Source organism: Halorhodospira halochloris, assembly GCF_002356555.2.
In the GTDB taxonomy this organism is placed as follows: domain Bacteria; phylum Pseudomonadota; class Gammaproteobacteria; order Nitrococcales; family Halorhodospiraceae; genus Halorhodospira; species Halorhodospira halochloris.
Window position 1 is genome coordinate 2,157,833 of record NZ_AP017372.2, and the last position, 15,398, is coordinate 2,173,230.

Sequence of the window (15,398 nt, forward strand, 5' to 3'; positions counted from 1 at the left end):
TCCTCGGCGCGTATTTAGCATCAGGCGGTTACCGCCCTACCAGTGATTCGATCCATTGCCGCAGTTCTGTACTATCCAGCGGTTTGCCCAAAAAGGTATCAAAGAGCCCGCCCTCAAGCACCGGCTCAACCTCGCTGCGAGCGTAAGCAGTGTACAGGGCAATGGGCACCCGAGGGCCACCCTCGACCTGCTCCTCGGTGCGGATACGCTCGGCCAGCTCAACACCATCGAGATCGGGCATGTGGCGGTCGAGCACCAGAGCGTCCAGCCGTTGCGTCCGCCACGCCTCCAAGGCAGCGGTGCCGTTTTTGGCCGTGGTGACCGTGCAACCGAACTGCTCAAGTAGGACCTGGGCCAAAAAGACATTCGTCTGTTCATCATCGGCTACCAGCACATGCAGCGTGTTCGCTGGGGTCTCTTCGCCAAGAGGCAGCGAAGCGGCTTCCATGTCGGGGGCGGCATCGCGTTCTGTCTCTGGTGCTGCGACGGGCGTTAGCGGCAGCGTCACGCTGAACGTGGAGCCCACCCCCGGCGTGCTCTCAAGCGCGAGTTCTCCGCCGAACAGCTCGGTGAGCTCGCGCACGATGGCCAGCCCTAAGCCGTGGCCGCTGCGCGAGCCCTGGTAGCCGGCGCGATCGAACGCCGCAAAGATATGTGCCTGCTGCTCTGGGGGGATCCCCGGACCGGTATCGCGCACTTGGAAGGTGATTCGGTCATCGAGCTCAGTGCATACCCTCAGATCAATTCCCCCATCTTGGGTGTATTTGATGGCGTTGCTGAGCAGGTTCGACAGGATTTGTCCCAGCCGGGTAGCATCGGCCTCTACCCACTGCGGCACGCCGGCCTCAAGTCCACAGGTGCAGGTGAACTCTAGGTCGTGCTCTGCGGCGAGGTGGCGGTAGACGGTGCACTGGCTCTCAATCGCTGCATGCAGATCGAAGGGCGTGGGCCGCAGTTCGAGCCGGCCCGCATGTAGCCGGCTTAGGTCGAGCAGTGAATCGATCAGCTCCAGCAGTCGGCCGCTGGCGTGGCGGCACTGCTGCACGTAGCTCTGGCGCTCCTCTTCTTCCAGATCCGGCGCGGCGAGTAGGTCGACGAAGCCGGTCAGTGCGTTGAGCGGCGAGCGCAGGTCGTGGCTGACGGCGTTGAGGAAGGTGGTCTTGGCCTTCACAGCCTCAGCCAACTCCCGCTCCGCGCGCTTCTGATCGCTGATATCGAAGCTTACGCCCAGTGTTGCCACCAACTCGCCGCGAAGATCGGTGATAGGATGGATGGTGAACAGCGCGGGAAAACGACTGCCATCCTGATGGACTAGCTCCGTCTCCATGCGGATCGGCTCATGGTCCTTAAACAATCTCTCGACGTAATCGGCAAGCCGCTCAATGTCCTCTGCCGTATGCAGTAAGCTGACGTGTCGGCCAATAAGTTCCTCGCGCGAATAACCGAACAGTACTTCTGCACCAGTACTGGCCTCTTCGATGACTGAATTGAGATCAGTCTTGATGAGACTGACCGAGCGGGCCGCCGCGAAGATCGCCTCGAGCTCTTTTTGCCTTGTCTCAAGCTGCTCGCGTAGCTGCTGCTCGGCCTGTTCAGCGCGCCGGCGTGCGGTGATGTCTACGCCTACCGCCTGGAAATGGCTCAGCTCCCCCGCTTCATCGAAAAAGGCCCGGCAAGTCCACATCGCCCAGAGCTGCATACCGTTCTTGCCCGGCATGCTGTTCTCGAATTGGCTAACCGGATGGCTCGGGGTGGAGCCCGCCAAGTGCGCCTCGATGTTCTCACGCTCCTCGGCAGGTAAATAGTCCAGCCAGCGCTGGCCAATCAGCGCCTCCGGCTCCACACCGAGGCAATCCCCCAGGGCAGGATTAGCGTAGGTGACTGTGGTGTCGGGCAGGAAGCGCTCAATCATCAGCGGTTGGTTCTCGACCAGATCCCGGTAGTGCGCCTCGCGCTCGGCAAGTTCGCGCTGCAGAACCCGCTGCTCGGTGACATCCTGGGTTGTACCGCGCACTATCCGCGGCCGGCCCTGGGCATCGAACTCGGTGTATCCGCGCCCAAGCAGAATGCGTTCGTTGCCTTGAGGAAGCCGGATGCGGTGTTCGACCTCGAAAGATTGGCCGGATAGGGCCTGCTCCAAGGATGATTGAACCTGCGAGAGGTCGGGCTTAAGGACTTGATCTAGATACGTCTCCAGATCCAGGGTTTTCGCTTGCGGATCGATCCCGAAAAGCTCGTACACCTCACCGGAACAAAATAGTTCCTGAGAATCAACATCTAGGATCCAATGCCCGAGACGGGCTATGCGCTTGACCTCGACTAAATCCCGCTCATGCTCGCGCAGTGCTTGCTCGGCCTCCTTGATCTGCTGGATATCTACATGCGTTCCCGCCATGTAGGTCGGTGAGCCATCGGCGCCACGGCGCAGGGTCTGCCCCCGGCCCTGCACCCAAAGCCAGCCACCATCGGCGCAGCGGTAACGAAGCTCGATGGTGAACGGACTGCCTGCAGCCAAATGGCTCTCAACGATGGGTTGGACCCGCTCTAGATCCTCGGGATGGACGAGCTCCTGCCAGTCGGCAAACGCCAGAGTGCCCTGCTGCGCGGGATCGTAGCCGAGCATGCGCCAGCACGCCGCGTCCCAGTAGACCTGATCAGCTGCCAGATCCCAATCCCAGACCCCGAATCCGGCCGCCTCCTGGGCCATGCGCAGACGCTGCTCATCGGCGAACTGCGCCGATAAATCGATGCAGGCAGCGATCTCGCCAACCACCTCGCCGCGCTCATTGCGTAGCGGTGCGACACTCAGCTGGGCCCGAAAGCGCTCGCCGGTGCCGCGAATCAGCTCGCACTCCGTGGTGTAGCCTTCGCCGGTTTGCTGCAGGCGAGCGATCTTCTTCTGGACCTGAGCATGCTCGGAAGGGTCGTGGAGGATGTAGATGTTGCTGCCGATTAGCTGCTCGCGCGTGTACCCGAACATGTGTTCGGCGCTGTTGCTGGCCTCGCGCACCGTGCCTTCTAAATCGGTCTCGGTCAGGGCCACATCGGGAATCGCCCGGAAGATGGCCTCAATCTGCTGCCGGCGCGCCTCACTGCGCTGCAAGGCCTGGTCACGGGCCTGGCGTTGCGCCTCCAGCTCGGCAACCTGCTGCTCGAGCAGATCCGACTTGTGGCGAAGGCGCATGTGAGTGTCGACCCGAGCACGAACAATCGCCGGTGAAAACGGCTTGGTGATGTAGTCCACCGCGCCCAGACTCAGGCCGTATTCTTCATCACTGGCCGCATCACGAGCCGTGACGAAGATAATGTCGATGTTGCGCGTCTGCGAATCCGCCTTGAGGCGGCGGCAAATCTCGTAGCCATCGAGCCCCGGCATCTGGATGTCGAGGAGGATCATATCCGGTTTCGGTCGATTCGGCGCTTGTAGCATGGCCAGCGCCCCATCGCCGGAGGTAGCCACCTGGACCCGGTAATCATCTTTCAGAACATTGCCGAGAGCCTGGATGTTAGTTGGCTCGTCATCTACTACCAAAATGGTCTGGAGCGGCTCGTCGCTGCTCATGATTGTTCCCCTTGATCGCCTCGGAGCAGCCTATCGAGACTTTGCAGGGCCTCATCAAACGCGAACTGTTCAACCAACTCCTCCAGGGCGTCGTAGCCAAGTCCCTGACTACGTAAGTAGGCTAGGGCCTCCTGGAGCGTTTCCTCTTCGATAAGCTCGCAGGCCTCCAGCTTTTCACGCAGGCGTGTTACGGCCTCCGCCGACCCTTGCCAGGCTGTTTCCGGCTCTCGGGTCAGCCCATCGAGAGCCTGTTCAGTATCCTGCAAGGTCTGCTCAAGGCGCCCGATGCACTCCGCGGTGACCGCATTTCCCGCTTTCAGGTCGTGATCGATTTGTTCCGCCTGCTGCTGCAGATCCATGGCACCCAGCGTTCCGGCCACGCCCTTGAGGGTGTGGGCGAGCCGATTGGCCTGCTCGTTATCACCGGCGCGCAGGTGATCGATCAGCGCGGCGTAGTCGGTGGTCAGTTGGCCGCGGAACCTGCGTAGCTGCCGCAGGTAGAGAGCCTTGTCTTCGCCGAGGCGGCGAAGCCCGCGTTCAAGATCGAACCCGGGCAATTCGGCTGGCAGGATCTGGACGGCGTCGGCCGCGCCGTCGGAAACATCGGCCGGGGCCGCTGCCACAGCCTTGCCTTCGATGCGCAGGTGCTCGGTCAATGCGGCGTAAAGATCCGGGCTTTCGATCGGCTTGCCCAGGTGACCATCTGCGCCGGCCTGTGCTGCGCGCTGACGATCCTCATCCATCACGGCCGCTGAGAGGGCGAGGATGGGGCGGTCGTAGCCTTCTTCGCGCAACACCCGCATTGCCTCGTAGCCGTCCATCACCGGCATCTGCAGATCCATCAGCACCAGATCCGGCGGATTGGCGCGGATCGCCTCGACGGCCACGGCGCCATTCTCCGCGGTCTCCACGGTAGCCCCGGTCTTCTCCAGCAGTTCTGTGGCCACCTCCTGATTGATTTCGTTGTCTTCAACGAGCAGCAAACGGTGGCCGCGCAGATCCGGCGCGTGGTGGGGTGTGCGCTCATCGCCCTCTGCTTCTGCTCCCTCTCCCCGCTCAGCGCGGGCTAGCGCATCGTAGAGCGAGGAGGCGGTCAGGGGTTTGGCCAAAAAGTCAGTGACTTCGTTCTCGCCGATCTCGACCTCCTCGCGGGCGTAGGCGCTAACCATCAGGATCGGTGGCTGGGTCTGGCGCAGCTCGCCGGATTGGCGCCGGCGTTCGACCTCGGCACAGGTCTCGGTGCCGGTCATGCCCCCGGGCATCATCCAATCGAGCAGGATGAAATCGAATGGCTCCCCGCGCTGCTCCGCCGCTACGATCCGCTCGATGGCTGCCTCGCCGCTAGCCGCCTCCTCGGTCGTGAACGCGCAGTGGTGGAGGAGTTCGCGCATGATCTCCCGGGCACTCGGCTGATCATCGACAATCAGCACGCGCTGACCGCGGGTGTTCGGGCAGGGGATGGTCGCTGCACGGTCCTCGCCCAAAGGCAGAGTGAGTGTGAAGGCAAACGTGCTGCCTTCCCCGGGGGCGGAGTCGACCGTGAGTTCACCGCCCATGGCTTCAACCAGCCGCCGGCTGATCACCAGTCCAAGGCCGGTGCCGCCATAACGCCGGGTGGTGGAGGTATCGGCCTGGCCGAAGGCCTGAAAGATCCGGGCGATTTGCGCCTCGCTCATGCCAATGCCCGTATCACGCACGTAGAAACGCAGCGTGGCGTGGCCGGCAGGCGCCGACTCGACACTCCGTATGCCAAGCTCCACGGTGCCACCTTGCTCGGTGAACTTCGTGGCGTTGCCGAGCAGGTTGCTGAGCACCTGCGCAAGGCGCAGCGAGTCCCCGACCAGGGTCTGTGGGAGGGACGGTGGGATGTCGTAGAGCAGTTCCAGGCCGCCGGCGTGGGCCTTCTCGCCGAAGAGGGTCGCCATCTGCTCAACCACATCGAAGAGCTGGAACTCGCGGGCCTCCAGCTCCAGCTTTCCGGCCTCGATCTTGGAGAAATCGAGGATGTCGTTGAGGATGCCGAGCAGCATCTTCGATGAGTGCTCGATCTTTTGGATCTGATCGCGCTGCTTGGCGCTCAATTCGGTTTGCGCAAGCAGCTGGCTTAGGCCGATGACCGCATTCATCGGCGTGCGGATCTCATGGCTCATGTTGGCCAGGAACTCGCTCTTGGCTTGGTTCGCGCGCTCAGCTTCCTGCCGGGCTTGTACCAGGGCCTCCTGTTGCTGCCGGCGCTCGGTGATATCGTCCTGGATACCGAAGTGGCCGGTGACGCGGCCATGTTCATCGTGCAGGCAGGTATAGTCCCCAAGAATGATCACGGGCGTGCCATCCCCTTTCTGCTCGTGCGTCACCGCATGGGCACGGCCTTGATCGAAAATCTCCCGAAGCACGGCGCGACCATGCTCGATCTGTTCGTCGGGGAAAAAGTCCCGGTAGGTGAGGCCAATGAAATCCTCACGGTCAGCGCCATATTGATCGAGCATAGCCTGATTGATCTTGGTCATGCGGTGATTGGCCATGGCATGGCCAAGCAGCGATTCTTTCTCCGCCTCTGAGGCCGCGTGCCAGTCGATCGGCTCATCGAGCATCATGAAGAAAAAGCCCATGATCGACTGATTGAAGAATTCATCGAGCAGCGCCTTGCTCTCGTTCAACTCCTGCTCGGCCCGGACTCGGTCGGTGATATCGTTCACATACCCGTGCCAGAGGGTGCTGCCGTCAGCCAGGCGCTCCGGTGTAGCATGGCCCTCCAGCCAGACCGGCCCTTTCACGGGATGCTGGATCCGGTAGCTGTAGCGCCAGGGTGTGAGGGTCTCGGCCGATTGCTCAATGCTCCGGTAAACCCCTTCCCGGTCGGCCTCCCAGACGACTTCGAAGAGGCGATCGGCGCACTCCATGGCCTCTGCCGGCGTGATGCCGTAGATCTTCTCAATGCCCTCGTTGGCATAAACGAAAGCCGAGCCTCCGTCAGGCCAGAGGCGATATTGATAGATGAATCCAGGCAGCTGCGCGGCGAGGTTAGCTAGCTGCTGCCGCGCCCGCTCGGACTCCTGTTGAGCCCGCTTGATCTCGGTGCGGTCCTCGTAGACAGCGACCACTTCGCCGGAAGAGAGCTGGAAGATCCGGTTCTCGCGCCAGCCGGTAATCCGTTCGTCATGATAGGCGGCCAGGGGCAGTTCTTCGGGCACGCCGGTGTCAGCCACCCGTTGCAGCGCCGCGAGCAGGCCCATCTCCTCGACACCCGGGAAGCATTCGGTGAGCCTCCGGCCGATGAGTTCATCGCGGGAGGTCTGATCAATGCGCTCGGATGCCGGGTTGATCTCAATGAACTCGAAATCCCGCCCCTCATCCACCGGACGGTAGACGGCCACGCCACTGCCGGTCTGCTCGAAGATCCCGGCGAAGCGTTCTTTGGCCGCCTGCAGGGCTTTCTCGGCGCGCTTCTGATCGCTGATATCGAAGCTTACGCCGAGTGTTGCCACCAACTCGCCACGAAGATCGGTGATAGGATGAACGGTGAACAGCGCCGGGAACGTGCTGCCATCCTGATGGACTAGCTCCGTCTCCATGCGGATCGGCTCATGGTCCTTAAGCATTCTCTCGACGTAATCAGGAAGCCGCTCAATGTCCTCTGCCGTATGCAGTAAGCTGACGTGCTGACCAATAAGTTCCTCGCGCGAATAACCGAACAGTACTTCTGCACCAGTACTGGCCTCTTCGATGACTGAATTGAGATCAGTCTTGATGAGACTGACCGAGCGGGCCGCCGCGAAGATCGCCTCGAGCTCTTTTTGCCTTGTCTCAAGCTGCTCGCGTAGCTGCTGCTCGGCCTGTTCGGCGCGCCGGCGTGCGGTGATGTCTACGCCTACCGCCTGGAAATGGCTCAACTCCCCCGCTTCATCGAAAAAGGCCCGGCAAGTCCACATCGCCCAGAGCTGCATACCGTTCTTGCCCGGCATGCTGTTCTCGAATTGGCTAACCGGATGGCTCGGAGTGGAGCCCGCCAAGTGCGCCTCGATGTTCTCGCGCTCCTCGGCAGGTAAATAGTCCAGCCAGCGCTGGCCAATCAGCGCCTCCGGCTCCACACCGATGCAATCCCCCAGGGCAGGATTAGCGTAGGTGACTGTGGTGTCGGGCAGGAAGCGCTCAATCATCAGCGGTTGGTTCTCGACCAGATCCCGGTAGTGCGCCTCGCGCTCGGCAAGTTCGCGCTGCAGAACCCGCTGCTCGGTCACATCCCGATTGACGCCCACGACCCGCACCGGGGCGCCGGAGGCATCGCAAATCACCTGGGCCTGCCCGTGCAAGGTACGGAACCTGCCATCATCCGCACGGCGGATGTCCATCTGTGTATTGAACAGGGTCCGCGAGGCCACCGCCTCTTTGAACTCCGCCGCTGTTTTCTCGCGGGACTCAGGCAACAGGGTCTCGGCCCAGTCCTCAAAGGCGTGACCGAAGGTGGCCGGGTCGATCCCGTAGAGGCGAAACATACCCTCATCCCAGTCGAGCCGACCGTTTGTCAGGTCGTAGTCCCAGATGCCGAGTCCGGCTGCCGAAGTCGCCAGGCTCAGGCGCTCCGTCAGTCTCTTTTGAGCCCGCTCGGCTTCTTTCTCAGCAGTGATATCGCGCCCAGTGCCACGGAAACCGGTCAGCCTGCCGCTTTCATTAAAAATGGGCAGGCCGCTGACCCGCTGGTAGACGAGGCTGCCATCCGGGCGCAGCGAGGCATGCTCCAGGTCTCGCCACGCACTTCTTTCATCGGCCCAAGCCTTCAGCAGGCCGCGTACCCGCTCAGCTTCGTCATCCGGCATGAATTCGAAAGGCGAGTGCCCGATCATCGCCTCGACCGGGCGGCCAAATAGAGGTTCCGCCGGCGAAGTGATAAAGCTATAACGCCCCTCTGTGTCGATCTCCCAGATATACTCACCCGCTGCCAGGGTGACATCCCGAAAGCGCTGCTCGCTCTGCTCGAGGTCACGGAGGGCTTGCTTTTGTTCGCTGATATTGCGGAATACGGCCAGCAACAGGGTCCGTTCCCGGGTCGGCAGCAGCACCACCGAGACCCGCACATCGATGAGGGTGCCGTCTTTGCAACGGTGCTGGGTCTCGAAGTCGTCTTGCCCCTGTTCAAAGATGGCGCGGATGTGCGCGGTGATCTCTTCCGGCGTCTCTAGGGCCTCGTAATCGTTGATGCGGAGACTAGCGAATTCCTCGGCCGTATAGCCGAGTTGCTCATGGGCGATGCGGTTGAACCGCAGCGGCAGGCTGCTGTCGGCATCGATGAGCAGGGTAGCATCGGGATAGAGTTCAAACAGGGCGGAGTGAATCTCCTGCTCATCAAGATGCTTCCCCGTGTTGTCGTCCACTTCGATGCTCTCCTCTGCGGCCCTCTGCGATTGGAGTCTTGGAGCAGCAGAGAACAGACAGTCTAACACGCTCCACTCAACCCGACTAACAGCGCGGATTCTACTGCTGAGAGTAGGGGTCGCTGCAACTGCTTGTCCAATCGAGCTCTGGGAGATTCCGTCCCGTGTGGTTGAGTGTATCAGGGGGAGTGGGTGTCGATCGCTACCAATCGGTGCCGATTGCTACTGATCTTTGCGTGAGTAAAGCCAGTCGCATGAGCTGGCCTGTGCGCTTATGGTGCTATGTGGGGAAGGCTTTATCTTTGAGAAACTGCGTAACCACCCGCTTCAGGTACCATCGTCGCAGTGCATTCGATCGCTGAGAGTGCCTTCAAAGCAGTGGCTTGTGTGCGACGTGGTTGATTGTACGCGTGTGCGTTGGGTGGCGACTGGAGATTGCGTTACCGTATAGTCTTCTGGATTTCCTTAGCCTCAAAGAGTAAATTGTAGTTTTGTACGATGCCCGCTGAAGGGGACGGTCGTGGAGAGTGGAGAGTGGAGAGTGGAGAGTATAGAGGGTCGGCCGACAGGTGCGGAGTGCTCTGGTCGAATACTCTCGACACATATAGCAGTAGTCGTACCTCATCTCAATTATGCCGCGGCTAAGTTTCTGACTCAGCAAAAAGAGCTCTAAGAAACCTAATGCGGCATTGACAGCCCAAGATCACGACAGATGTGGCGTTCTGTTGTGATCTCAGGAGGGCTATAGTGACAGCGTATAAGAGGCAGACAACGGTGCGAGTAAGACAGCACTGCACCTTGCCCATACCCTCTGCGCTTATCGGTGAGTTAGCCATATACCGCGAGCATCTCGGCCTATCGCCCTACCCTGCCCCGGATAAGACGACTCCCATGCCCTTAAGCCTCTACCCTGTACGCGACGGATGGCAGCCGGTGCATCGCAGGACTGTATACCGGATCGTAAAGCAGGTATCCACGAGACCGCTAAGTGCTAGCCTTCATGGGCCGCTTTGGGACATACCGCCAAATGCTGGAGAGCCGAATCCCATCACCCTAACATCCATCACCACAAAACAGAGCAACTCTCTCAAACCGGGTAGATCCCTCACAGTCCCACTTAAACCACTATGCCTGCTGCTTCGCCCAGCAGAGTAATTCGACCAGTGCATCGAGGCGTATCGGTTTAGTCATGTAAGTGTCAGCCCCGTTTTGTAAGCACCTATCGCGCACCTCAGCACTGGCATGAGCGGAGAGCATAGCGATAGGAGTGTGCCGCCGTCCCTGTTCGGCCTGGGTCTCTCGCACGGCATGCGCAACCTGCACTCCGTCGAGACGTGGCATTTGCATGTCGAGCATGATCAAGTCGAACTCCTGTTCAGCTGCTTGCCAGAGTTCTAGCGCTTGCTGACCATTTTCCGCGATGGTCTGCTGCGCACCACAGCGTTCGAGCAGCTCCTGAATCAATATGATGTTAGTGGGGTCATCCTCGGCTACCATCACACGCATTCCAACAATTTCTTGATTATCGCTTGTTACGCTATTAGAACTGCGATCATCGCTGCCGCGATAGGCTTCCACATCCTCAGGATCGGGTATTAATGGTGCAGTAAAGAAGAAAGTAGCGCCCTCACCAGGGACGCTATGGAGCCAAAGCCGCCCACCCATCATGTGCACCAGCTCGCGGCTGATTGCCAGGCCCAAGCCGCTACCCTGAAGCTGTTTCGCATCCGCAGTACCGCGCTCAAACGGTTCGAATATCTTCTGCTGCAGGTCCACCGGAATACCGGAACCACTGTCCTCAACCGCCACCTGTAAACACCTCTCGCTGTAACGCGATACGCTTACACGGATGCGGCCGCGCTCAGTGAACTTAATAGCGTTGACTACCAGATTAAAGAGTAGCTGACTGAAGCGGGTGGTATCGCCCAACATCTGATCCGGCAGCTCGGCATCGACCGACCACTCAAGCTGCAGCCCTTTTTCTTCTGCCTGCCTTGTGAGTATAGCCATCTGCTCGGAGAGAAATGGGCGTAACTCAAAGGGGGCACTTTGGAGAACAAGGCGACCGGATTCCAGGCGCGATAGCTCAAGCAGCGTATCGATCAGACCGAGGAGATTATAGCCAGCCGCCTGACAGAGCTCGATTTGGCGGCGCTGCGTCGCGTTGAGCGGCGAATCAGCCAACAAGTCGGCAAAACCAATGATGGCGTTAAGTGGAGTGCGCAGGTCGTGGCTAACTGCATTGAGAAAGTCGGTTTTGGCGCGGTTAGCGGCTTTGAGCTGATTTATGGCCTCTTTCTGCTCGCTAACATCGCGCAATATCGTTGACATATGTGTGATCTCACCTTTCGCATCGCGATGGCTAATCATCACTTGGGAGGTTGGGATATGTTCACCATTCGCTCCGATGACGGTTGTCTCACCTTGCCAAATGCCCTCTCTCCCGATCCTCGGGGTGGACATCTTCAAGAAAACTGTCAGCATCAGCACGAAAGAGCTCTGCAGATTGTCCCCAGATTCGCTCATAAGCAGGATTTACATATAAGATCTGATTATCTTTTCGCAGCCAAAAGGCATCACTGATGGTGTTGGCGATTAAGCGAAAACGCTGCTCACTTTCCGCTACCTCCTGCTGAGCCCGCTTTAGATCGGAGATATCGCGGATGATCGTCGAAAATTGAACCACTTCACCGGAGTCGTTGCGGTGACCGATGATCACCTGTGAAGTTGCCACCTCTTCTCCGGCAGCGTTCCAAATGGCTGTTTCCCCTTGCCAGAAGCCGTCGCGCCGGGCGGTCGGCAAACCTTCATTGAGGAGTAATTCGGCGGCCCAAGCGGGATGGCAAAAATAGATGAACGCTCCAATAGATGGTTCGACCGGGATGGCGGTACCACACTGGCATAGCTGCCCATCACTTGCGCGTGGTATATCTGGCACACCGAGCTTTTCCCTGCCTGCGGCATTGACATAAATCAGCTGCCCGCTAATGTCATGTAGCGCGATTATATCCGGCGTCTGATCAAGTAGTGCGATCAACTGCTGTTGAAATTTTGTTTTGGAGTCTTGTTGAACTGAATGTATATCCTCGTCCACACACTCTTGCTGCTTTTTGCACTCGCGGAAGGTAACAACCGTACCCGCCGTCTTTTCACCTTCACGCAGCACAGCAGCTTCAACAATTACCGCAAGGGGATCGCCATTGCGTGTTCGAAGCCAAGTTACTGACTCGAAGTTTTGTGAGGAGCCAGTTCTCGCAACCTGAATTAGCTGCTCAGTGAGCGCCAGGGCGCAAGGGTCATCCCGATAAGCGTACACCACTGATTCTAAGCGCTCTCCGAGCAACTCCTCCGGATCGGGATAACCGAGCCGTTGACAAGCAGCTGCGTTGATGTAGGTAAAACAGCCTTCTTTATCAACAACACAGACAGCACCCGGCTGACTGTCGAGGATACTTGCTAAAAATGCGAGCCTATGCCCTTCCCTTTGTGCTGCATCGTAAGTCATCTTTCCCCCATTGAAGTATCAGCTCCGTCAACCGGCGCTCGCGACTAGCGAAACTCACCGCCTTTGATTAGCGACTAGCCGACTGCCGGAGGGGGGCAAATCGCAGCTATAGGCCTGCAACAGCTGTTATACCAACCTCCAGAGCCTCTTTTTCGCCTTTTCCAAGAAACCTTGCAAAAAATACGCCATTAGTTGGCACCAGGGCCCAGCACTACGCTGACTCAGGGCCACGTAAATACCGTCTAGACCTCTACAACAGGGTCGGTTTTCAGAGCGGCTTCACAACGTGCCGATCTGCCTGTTCCCGCCATCCAAAGCAGTGCTAGCGCTCACTCGGTCGGCAGATCCACTCCTTGGCTCACTAGAAAGTGCTGCCCCCCCCGCTTGGCTGATTCCAAGCAACTTCGTTCGGCTACCCATGAAGTAATGTTTGGGCACGATTTCTAGCCATACCTTGAGCTCTCAAACTCGACGATAAGCTCGATTTTTACACCGGAGTAACCCAGTGGTTCAGGGGGGGCCCTTGGAGGCACCCAGGAAGGGGATCCAAGCTGCTAGCCAGGGGTGGCATATCTTATGCAATCCCCTATATACCGCAGCTAAATTTGTGAACTGGGGGTACGAAACAAAATCGAAACGGGGGGCATGAAGTATGAAATTGTTAACGGCAATTATAAAGCCTTTCAGGCTCGACGATGTCCGGGAGGCGCTCTGCGCGATCGGTGTGCAGGGGATGACCGTCACCGAGGTAAAGGGTTTCGGGCGTCAAAGGGGGCGGACCGAGCTCTATAGCGGGGCTGAGTACGTAGTCGACTTCATACCTAAGATGAAGCTTGAGGTGGCCGTGGAGGATGGCCTAGTGGACCTTGCCTGTGATGTTATTACTAATGCTGCTAACAGCGGCAGGATCGGTGACGGCAAGATTTTCTTGTCCAACGCTGAGCAGACGATTCACATCCGCCGGCAGAGACGACTTCTAAGATAACTCTCGGATGGAGCAGGAGAGATCTGCGAAATGGATTGCTCGAAGATGCAGGTACGTAGGTGAGGATGCTCATGAATCTGCCGGGTTCCACGACACTTCATCTTTCAGCGCCTTGAGCTGGGGCAAAAGTCGGGGCACGTCATCCTGGATGATGCTCCACAGAGTGTCATCGTCGATACCGAGGTGGCCGCGGATGAGGCGGTTGCGGGTGGCGATGATCATCCTCCAGGGGATTTCAGGATGCTCGTCCCGAACCTCATCCGAAATATGGGTGGCGGCTTCGCCGATCAGCTCCAGATTGCGCAGGGTGGCATCGTAAGTGAGACTACTGGCCACGAAATCCGTCTAGTCGAGGCCCTCGGTGTAGGCAAGCACCTTACCGGTGAAGCGATTTGGTAACTCTTCTTTTAGAGGGAGGGACATGTTACATGGCAGCTTGCAGAACACCAGCCGACTCTGGCCATCTAGTCGGGTGAAGCAAACCCATTAGTTTTGAGTTACGTTATGTGTGCCCTCTCTGCCGAGCAATCTTGCGCTAAAAGGCTTTAATCTTCAGCAAAAACGTTCTCTACTCGTGCAGCATCTATGGCTCGATCAAACCAGTGATCAAGCTGTTCTAGGGAAGCATTCTCCACTCGCTCTTTATAGAGCCTTTTTGCCTGAGATCCGAATTTGCGCTCAATCAGGCGAAGAAGGTCTGATGCCTTAGCCTCTAGACGCCCTCTTTGCTGCCCTTCTTGACTTCCCTCTTTCCATCCTTCTTTACGTCCTTCTTGCCGTCCTTCTTTACGTCCCTCTTGTCTCCACTCTTCTGCCACTGCCATCGTCAACTCCTCCGCCCGCTCACCAGAACGGTTTTGCGTCACCGCATAGTTTAGATCCGATTGCTCAATGGTATTACCATGGACTTGGATAAGATAGACCAGTAACGGCTTCTCCAGCGGATGACCAGAGGGCAAATCCTCAAGCAGCTTCTCCAACTGATCGCGGCTGAGACTCTCGAGATATGCCCACGCCATAGCACGGAATACTGATCTGACTTGCGGGTCTTGAGAGTAAGACTCGTCCGCTTCATCGGCTCGCAGATGCCGGAGCTGATATCCAAAATGGCTTTGCAGCTGCCGAATCTGCTCATCCGCTTTAATGCAATCGAGCAAAGATAGCGGCATGTTCCACTCCCGACTACCATTGTAGATAACCAAAGGGATGATAGGCGGCAGATTACGGGCACGTTCGGCCTGTCCCTCACGCTTATCCTCAACATAGCGAAGCCAGATGCGCTGCATATAGCCGAGTAGCTGAAGGGGGGTCTTCGGCTCTGGATCGGATTTGTGCTCGATCAAGACATATATAAACACCGGGCAGCCATCCTGCAGCCAAGCCCTAAATAGCCGGTCGCTATACGTCTTTCTAAGATTAGGCTCGACAAAGCTGCCCGGCAGTGGCTCTGGAAGATCATCGACAAGCCGCTCTCGCACAGCTTTGGGCATATTCTCGCGAAGTACCACACTGGCTCTCTGCGGCGACTCAAGGAGCTTTTGGATCAGCGAATCATGGGGAGTCTTCGGATGATCAGCCATCGGTATAGAGCATCTGCTTTTCTCTTTTGTGTAGGGAGTTTAACCGATGGCCAACCCGAACAGTATCCTGACTGGCACGGCCCGAAGGTCAATCGCTCGGATCCACACTGGCGACCCTGGACCCGTCCACTCAGCGCCCAGGCCCGCTATTACAGCCTGCGCGTAATTCACCGGCTATATGCCTGGCTGGTTCGCCGGGGATATTTGCACTTTAACCCACTTGATACCGCCGATATCGTCGACTCAGCTCCCCGGCGCAGACAGCAGCAGTACCGCTTTCTACCAGAACAGGCCTGCAAGCATTACTTGAAGTAGTAGATACGCCTCCTGGGGCGGCGTGTGCGTGTGGTAGCCGGGCATGGCCGCATTATGCACGTAATCGCTCATCGCAGCTAGT

8 protein-coding genes are annotated in these 15,398 nt (G+C 58.4%); 2 read left to right on the forward strand and 6 right to left on the reverse strand.

Going from position 1 to position 15,398, the window contains the following annotated elements:
- Nucleotides 1-28: 28 nt before the first annotated feature.
- The 4 genes from HH1059_RS09820 to HH1059_RS09845 form a co-directional block, all read right to left on the reverse strand.
- Complete coding sequence (locus HH1059_RS09820; RefSeq protein WP_096409986.1) at nucleotides 29-3,562, reverse strand: PAS domain S-box protein; 3,534 nt, start codon at nucleotides 3,560-3,562, stop codon at nucleotides 29-31.
- Complete coding sequence (locus HH1059_RS13460) at nucleotides 3,559-8,931, reverse strand: PAS domain S-box protein (protein WP_162549493.1); 5,373 nt, start codon at nucleotides 8,929-8,931, stop codon at nucleotides 3,559-3,561. Before HH1059_RS13460 ends, HH1059_RS09820 begins: the two co-directional genes overlap by 4 nt.
- A gap of 1,125 nt (nucleotides 8,932-10,056) precedes the next feature.
- The gene (locus tag HH1059_RS09840) at nucleotides 10,057-11,262 is read right to left on the reverse strand and encodes an ATP-binding protein (protein ID WP_162549494.1); all 1,206 of its coding nucleotides are present in this window, start codon (nucleotides 11,260-11,262) and stop codon (nucleotides 10,057-10,059) included.
- A gap of 88 nt (nucleotides 11,263-11,350) precedes the next feature.
- Entirely contained in the window at nucleotides 11,351-12,436 is a 1,086-nt protein-coding gene (locus HH1059_RS09845; RefSeq protein ID WP_096409989.1) for a PAS domain-containing protein, read from the reverse strand.
- Nucleotides 12,437-13,088: 652 nt separating this feature from the next.
- On the opposite strand from HH1059_RS09845, the gene HH1059_RS09850 reads away from it, so the two are divergent.
- Nucleotides 13,089-13,421: a P-II family nitrogen regulator gene (locus tag HH1059_RS09850; protein WP_096409990.1), complete on the forward strand. Its 333-nt coding sequence runs from the start codon at nucleotides 13,089-13,091 to the stop codon at nucleotides 13,419-13,421.
- Between the two features lie 69 nt (nucleotides 13,422-13,490).
- Here HH1059_RS09850 and HH1059_RS09855 read toward each other — a convergent pair whose 3' ends face one another.
- Nucleotides 13,491-13,757: a HepT-like ribonuclease domain-containing protein gene (locus HH1059_RS09855; protein ID WP_231901936.1), complete on the reverse strand. Its 267-nt coding sequence runs from the start codon at nucleotides 13,755-13,757 to the stop codon at nucleotides 13,491-13,493.
- Nucleotides 13,758-13,966: 209 nt separating this feature from the next.
- Entirely contained in the window at nucleotides 13,967-15,001 is a 1,035-nt protein-coding gene (locus HH1059_RS09860; RefSeq protein WP_096409991.1) for an Rpn family recombination-promoting nuclease/putative transposase, read from the reverse strand.
- Here HH1059_RS09860 and HH1059_RS13465 point away from each other — a divergent pair.
- Entirely contained in the window at nucleotides 14,990-15,316 is a 327-nt protein-coding gene (locus HH1059_RS13465; RefSeq protein WP_162549495.1) for a hypothetical protein, read from the forward strand. The genes HH1059_RS09860 and HH1059_RS13465 overlap by 12 nt on opposite strands.
- The last annotated feature ends 82 nt before the right edge of the window (nucleotides 15,317-15,398 follow it).

What these genes read in the sequence shown, in the direction of transcription:
- HH1059_RS09820 (WP_096409986.1), bottom strand. Translation starts at nt 3,562, where the DNA reads ATGAGCAGCGACGAGCCGCTCCAGACCATTTTGGTAGTAGATGACGAG.
- HH1059_RS09840 (WP_162549494.1), bottom strand. Translation starts at nt 11,262, where the DNA reads ATGTCAACGATATTGCGCGATGTTAGCGAGCAGAAAGAGGCCATAAAT.
- HH1059_RS09845 (WP_096409989.1), bottom strand. Translation starts at nt 12,436, where the DNA reads ATGACTTACGATGCAGCACAAAGGGAAGGGCATAGGCTCGCATTTTTA.
- HH1059_RS09850 (WP_096409990.1), top strand. Translation starts at nt 13,089, where the DNA reads ATGAAATTGTTAACGGCAATTATAAAGCCTTTCAGGCTCGACGATGTC.
- HH1059_RS13465 (WP_162549495.1), top strand. Translation starts at nt 14,990, where the DNA reads ATGATCAGCCATCGGTATAGAGCATCTGCTTTTCTCTTTTGTGTAGGG.
- HH1059_RS09860 (WP_096409991.1), bottom strand. Translation starts at nt 15,001, where the DNA reads ATGGCTGATCATCCGAAGACTCCCCATGATTCGCTGATCCAAAAGCTC.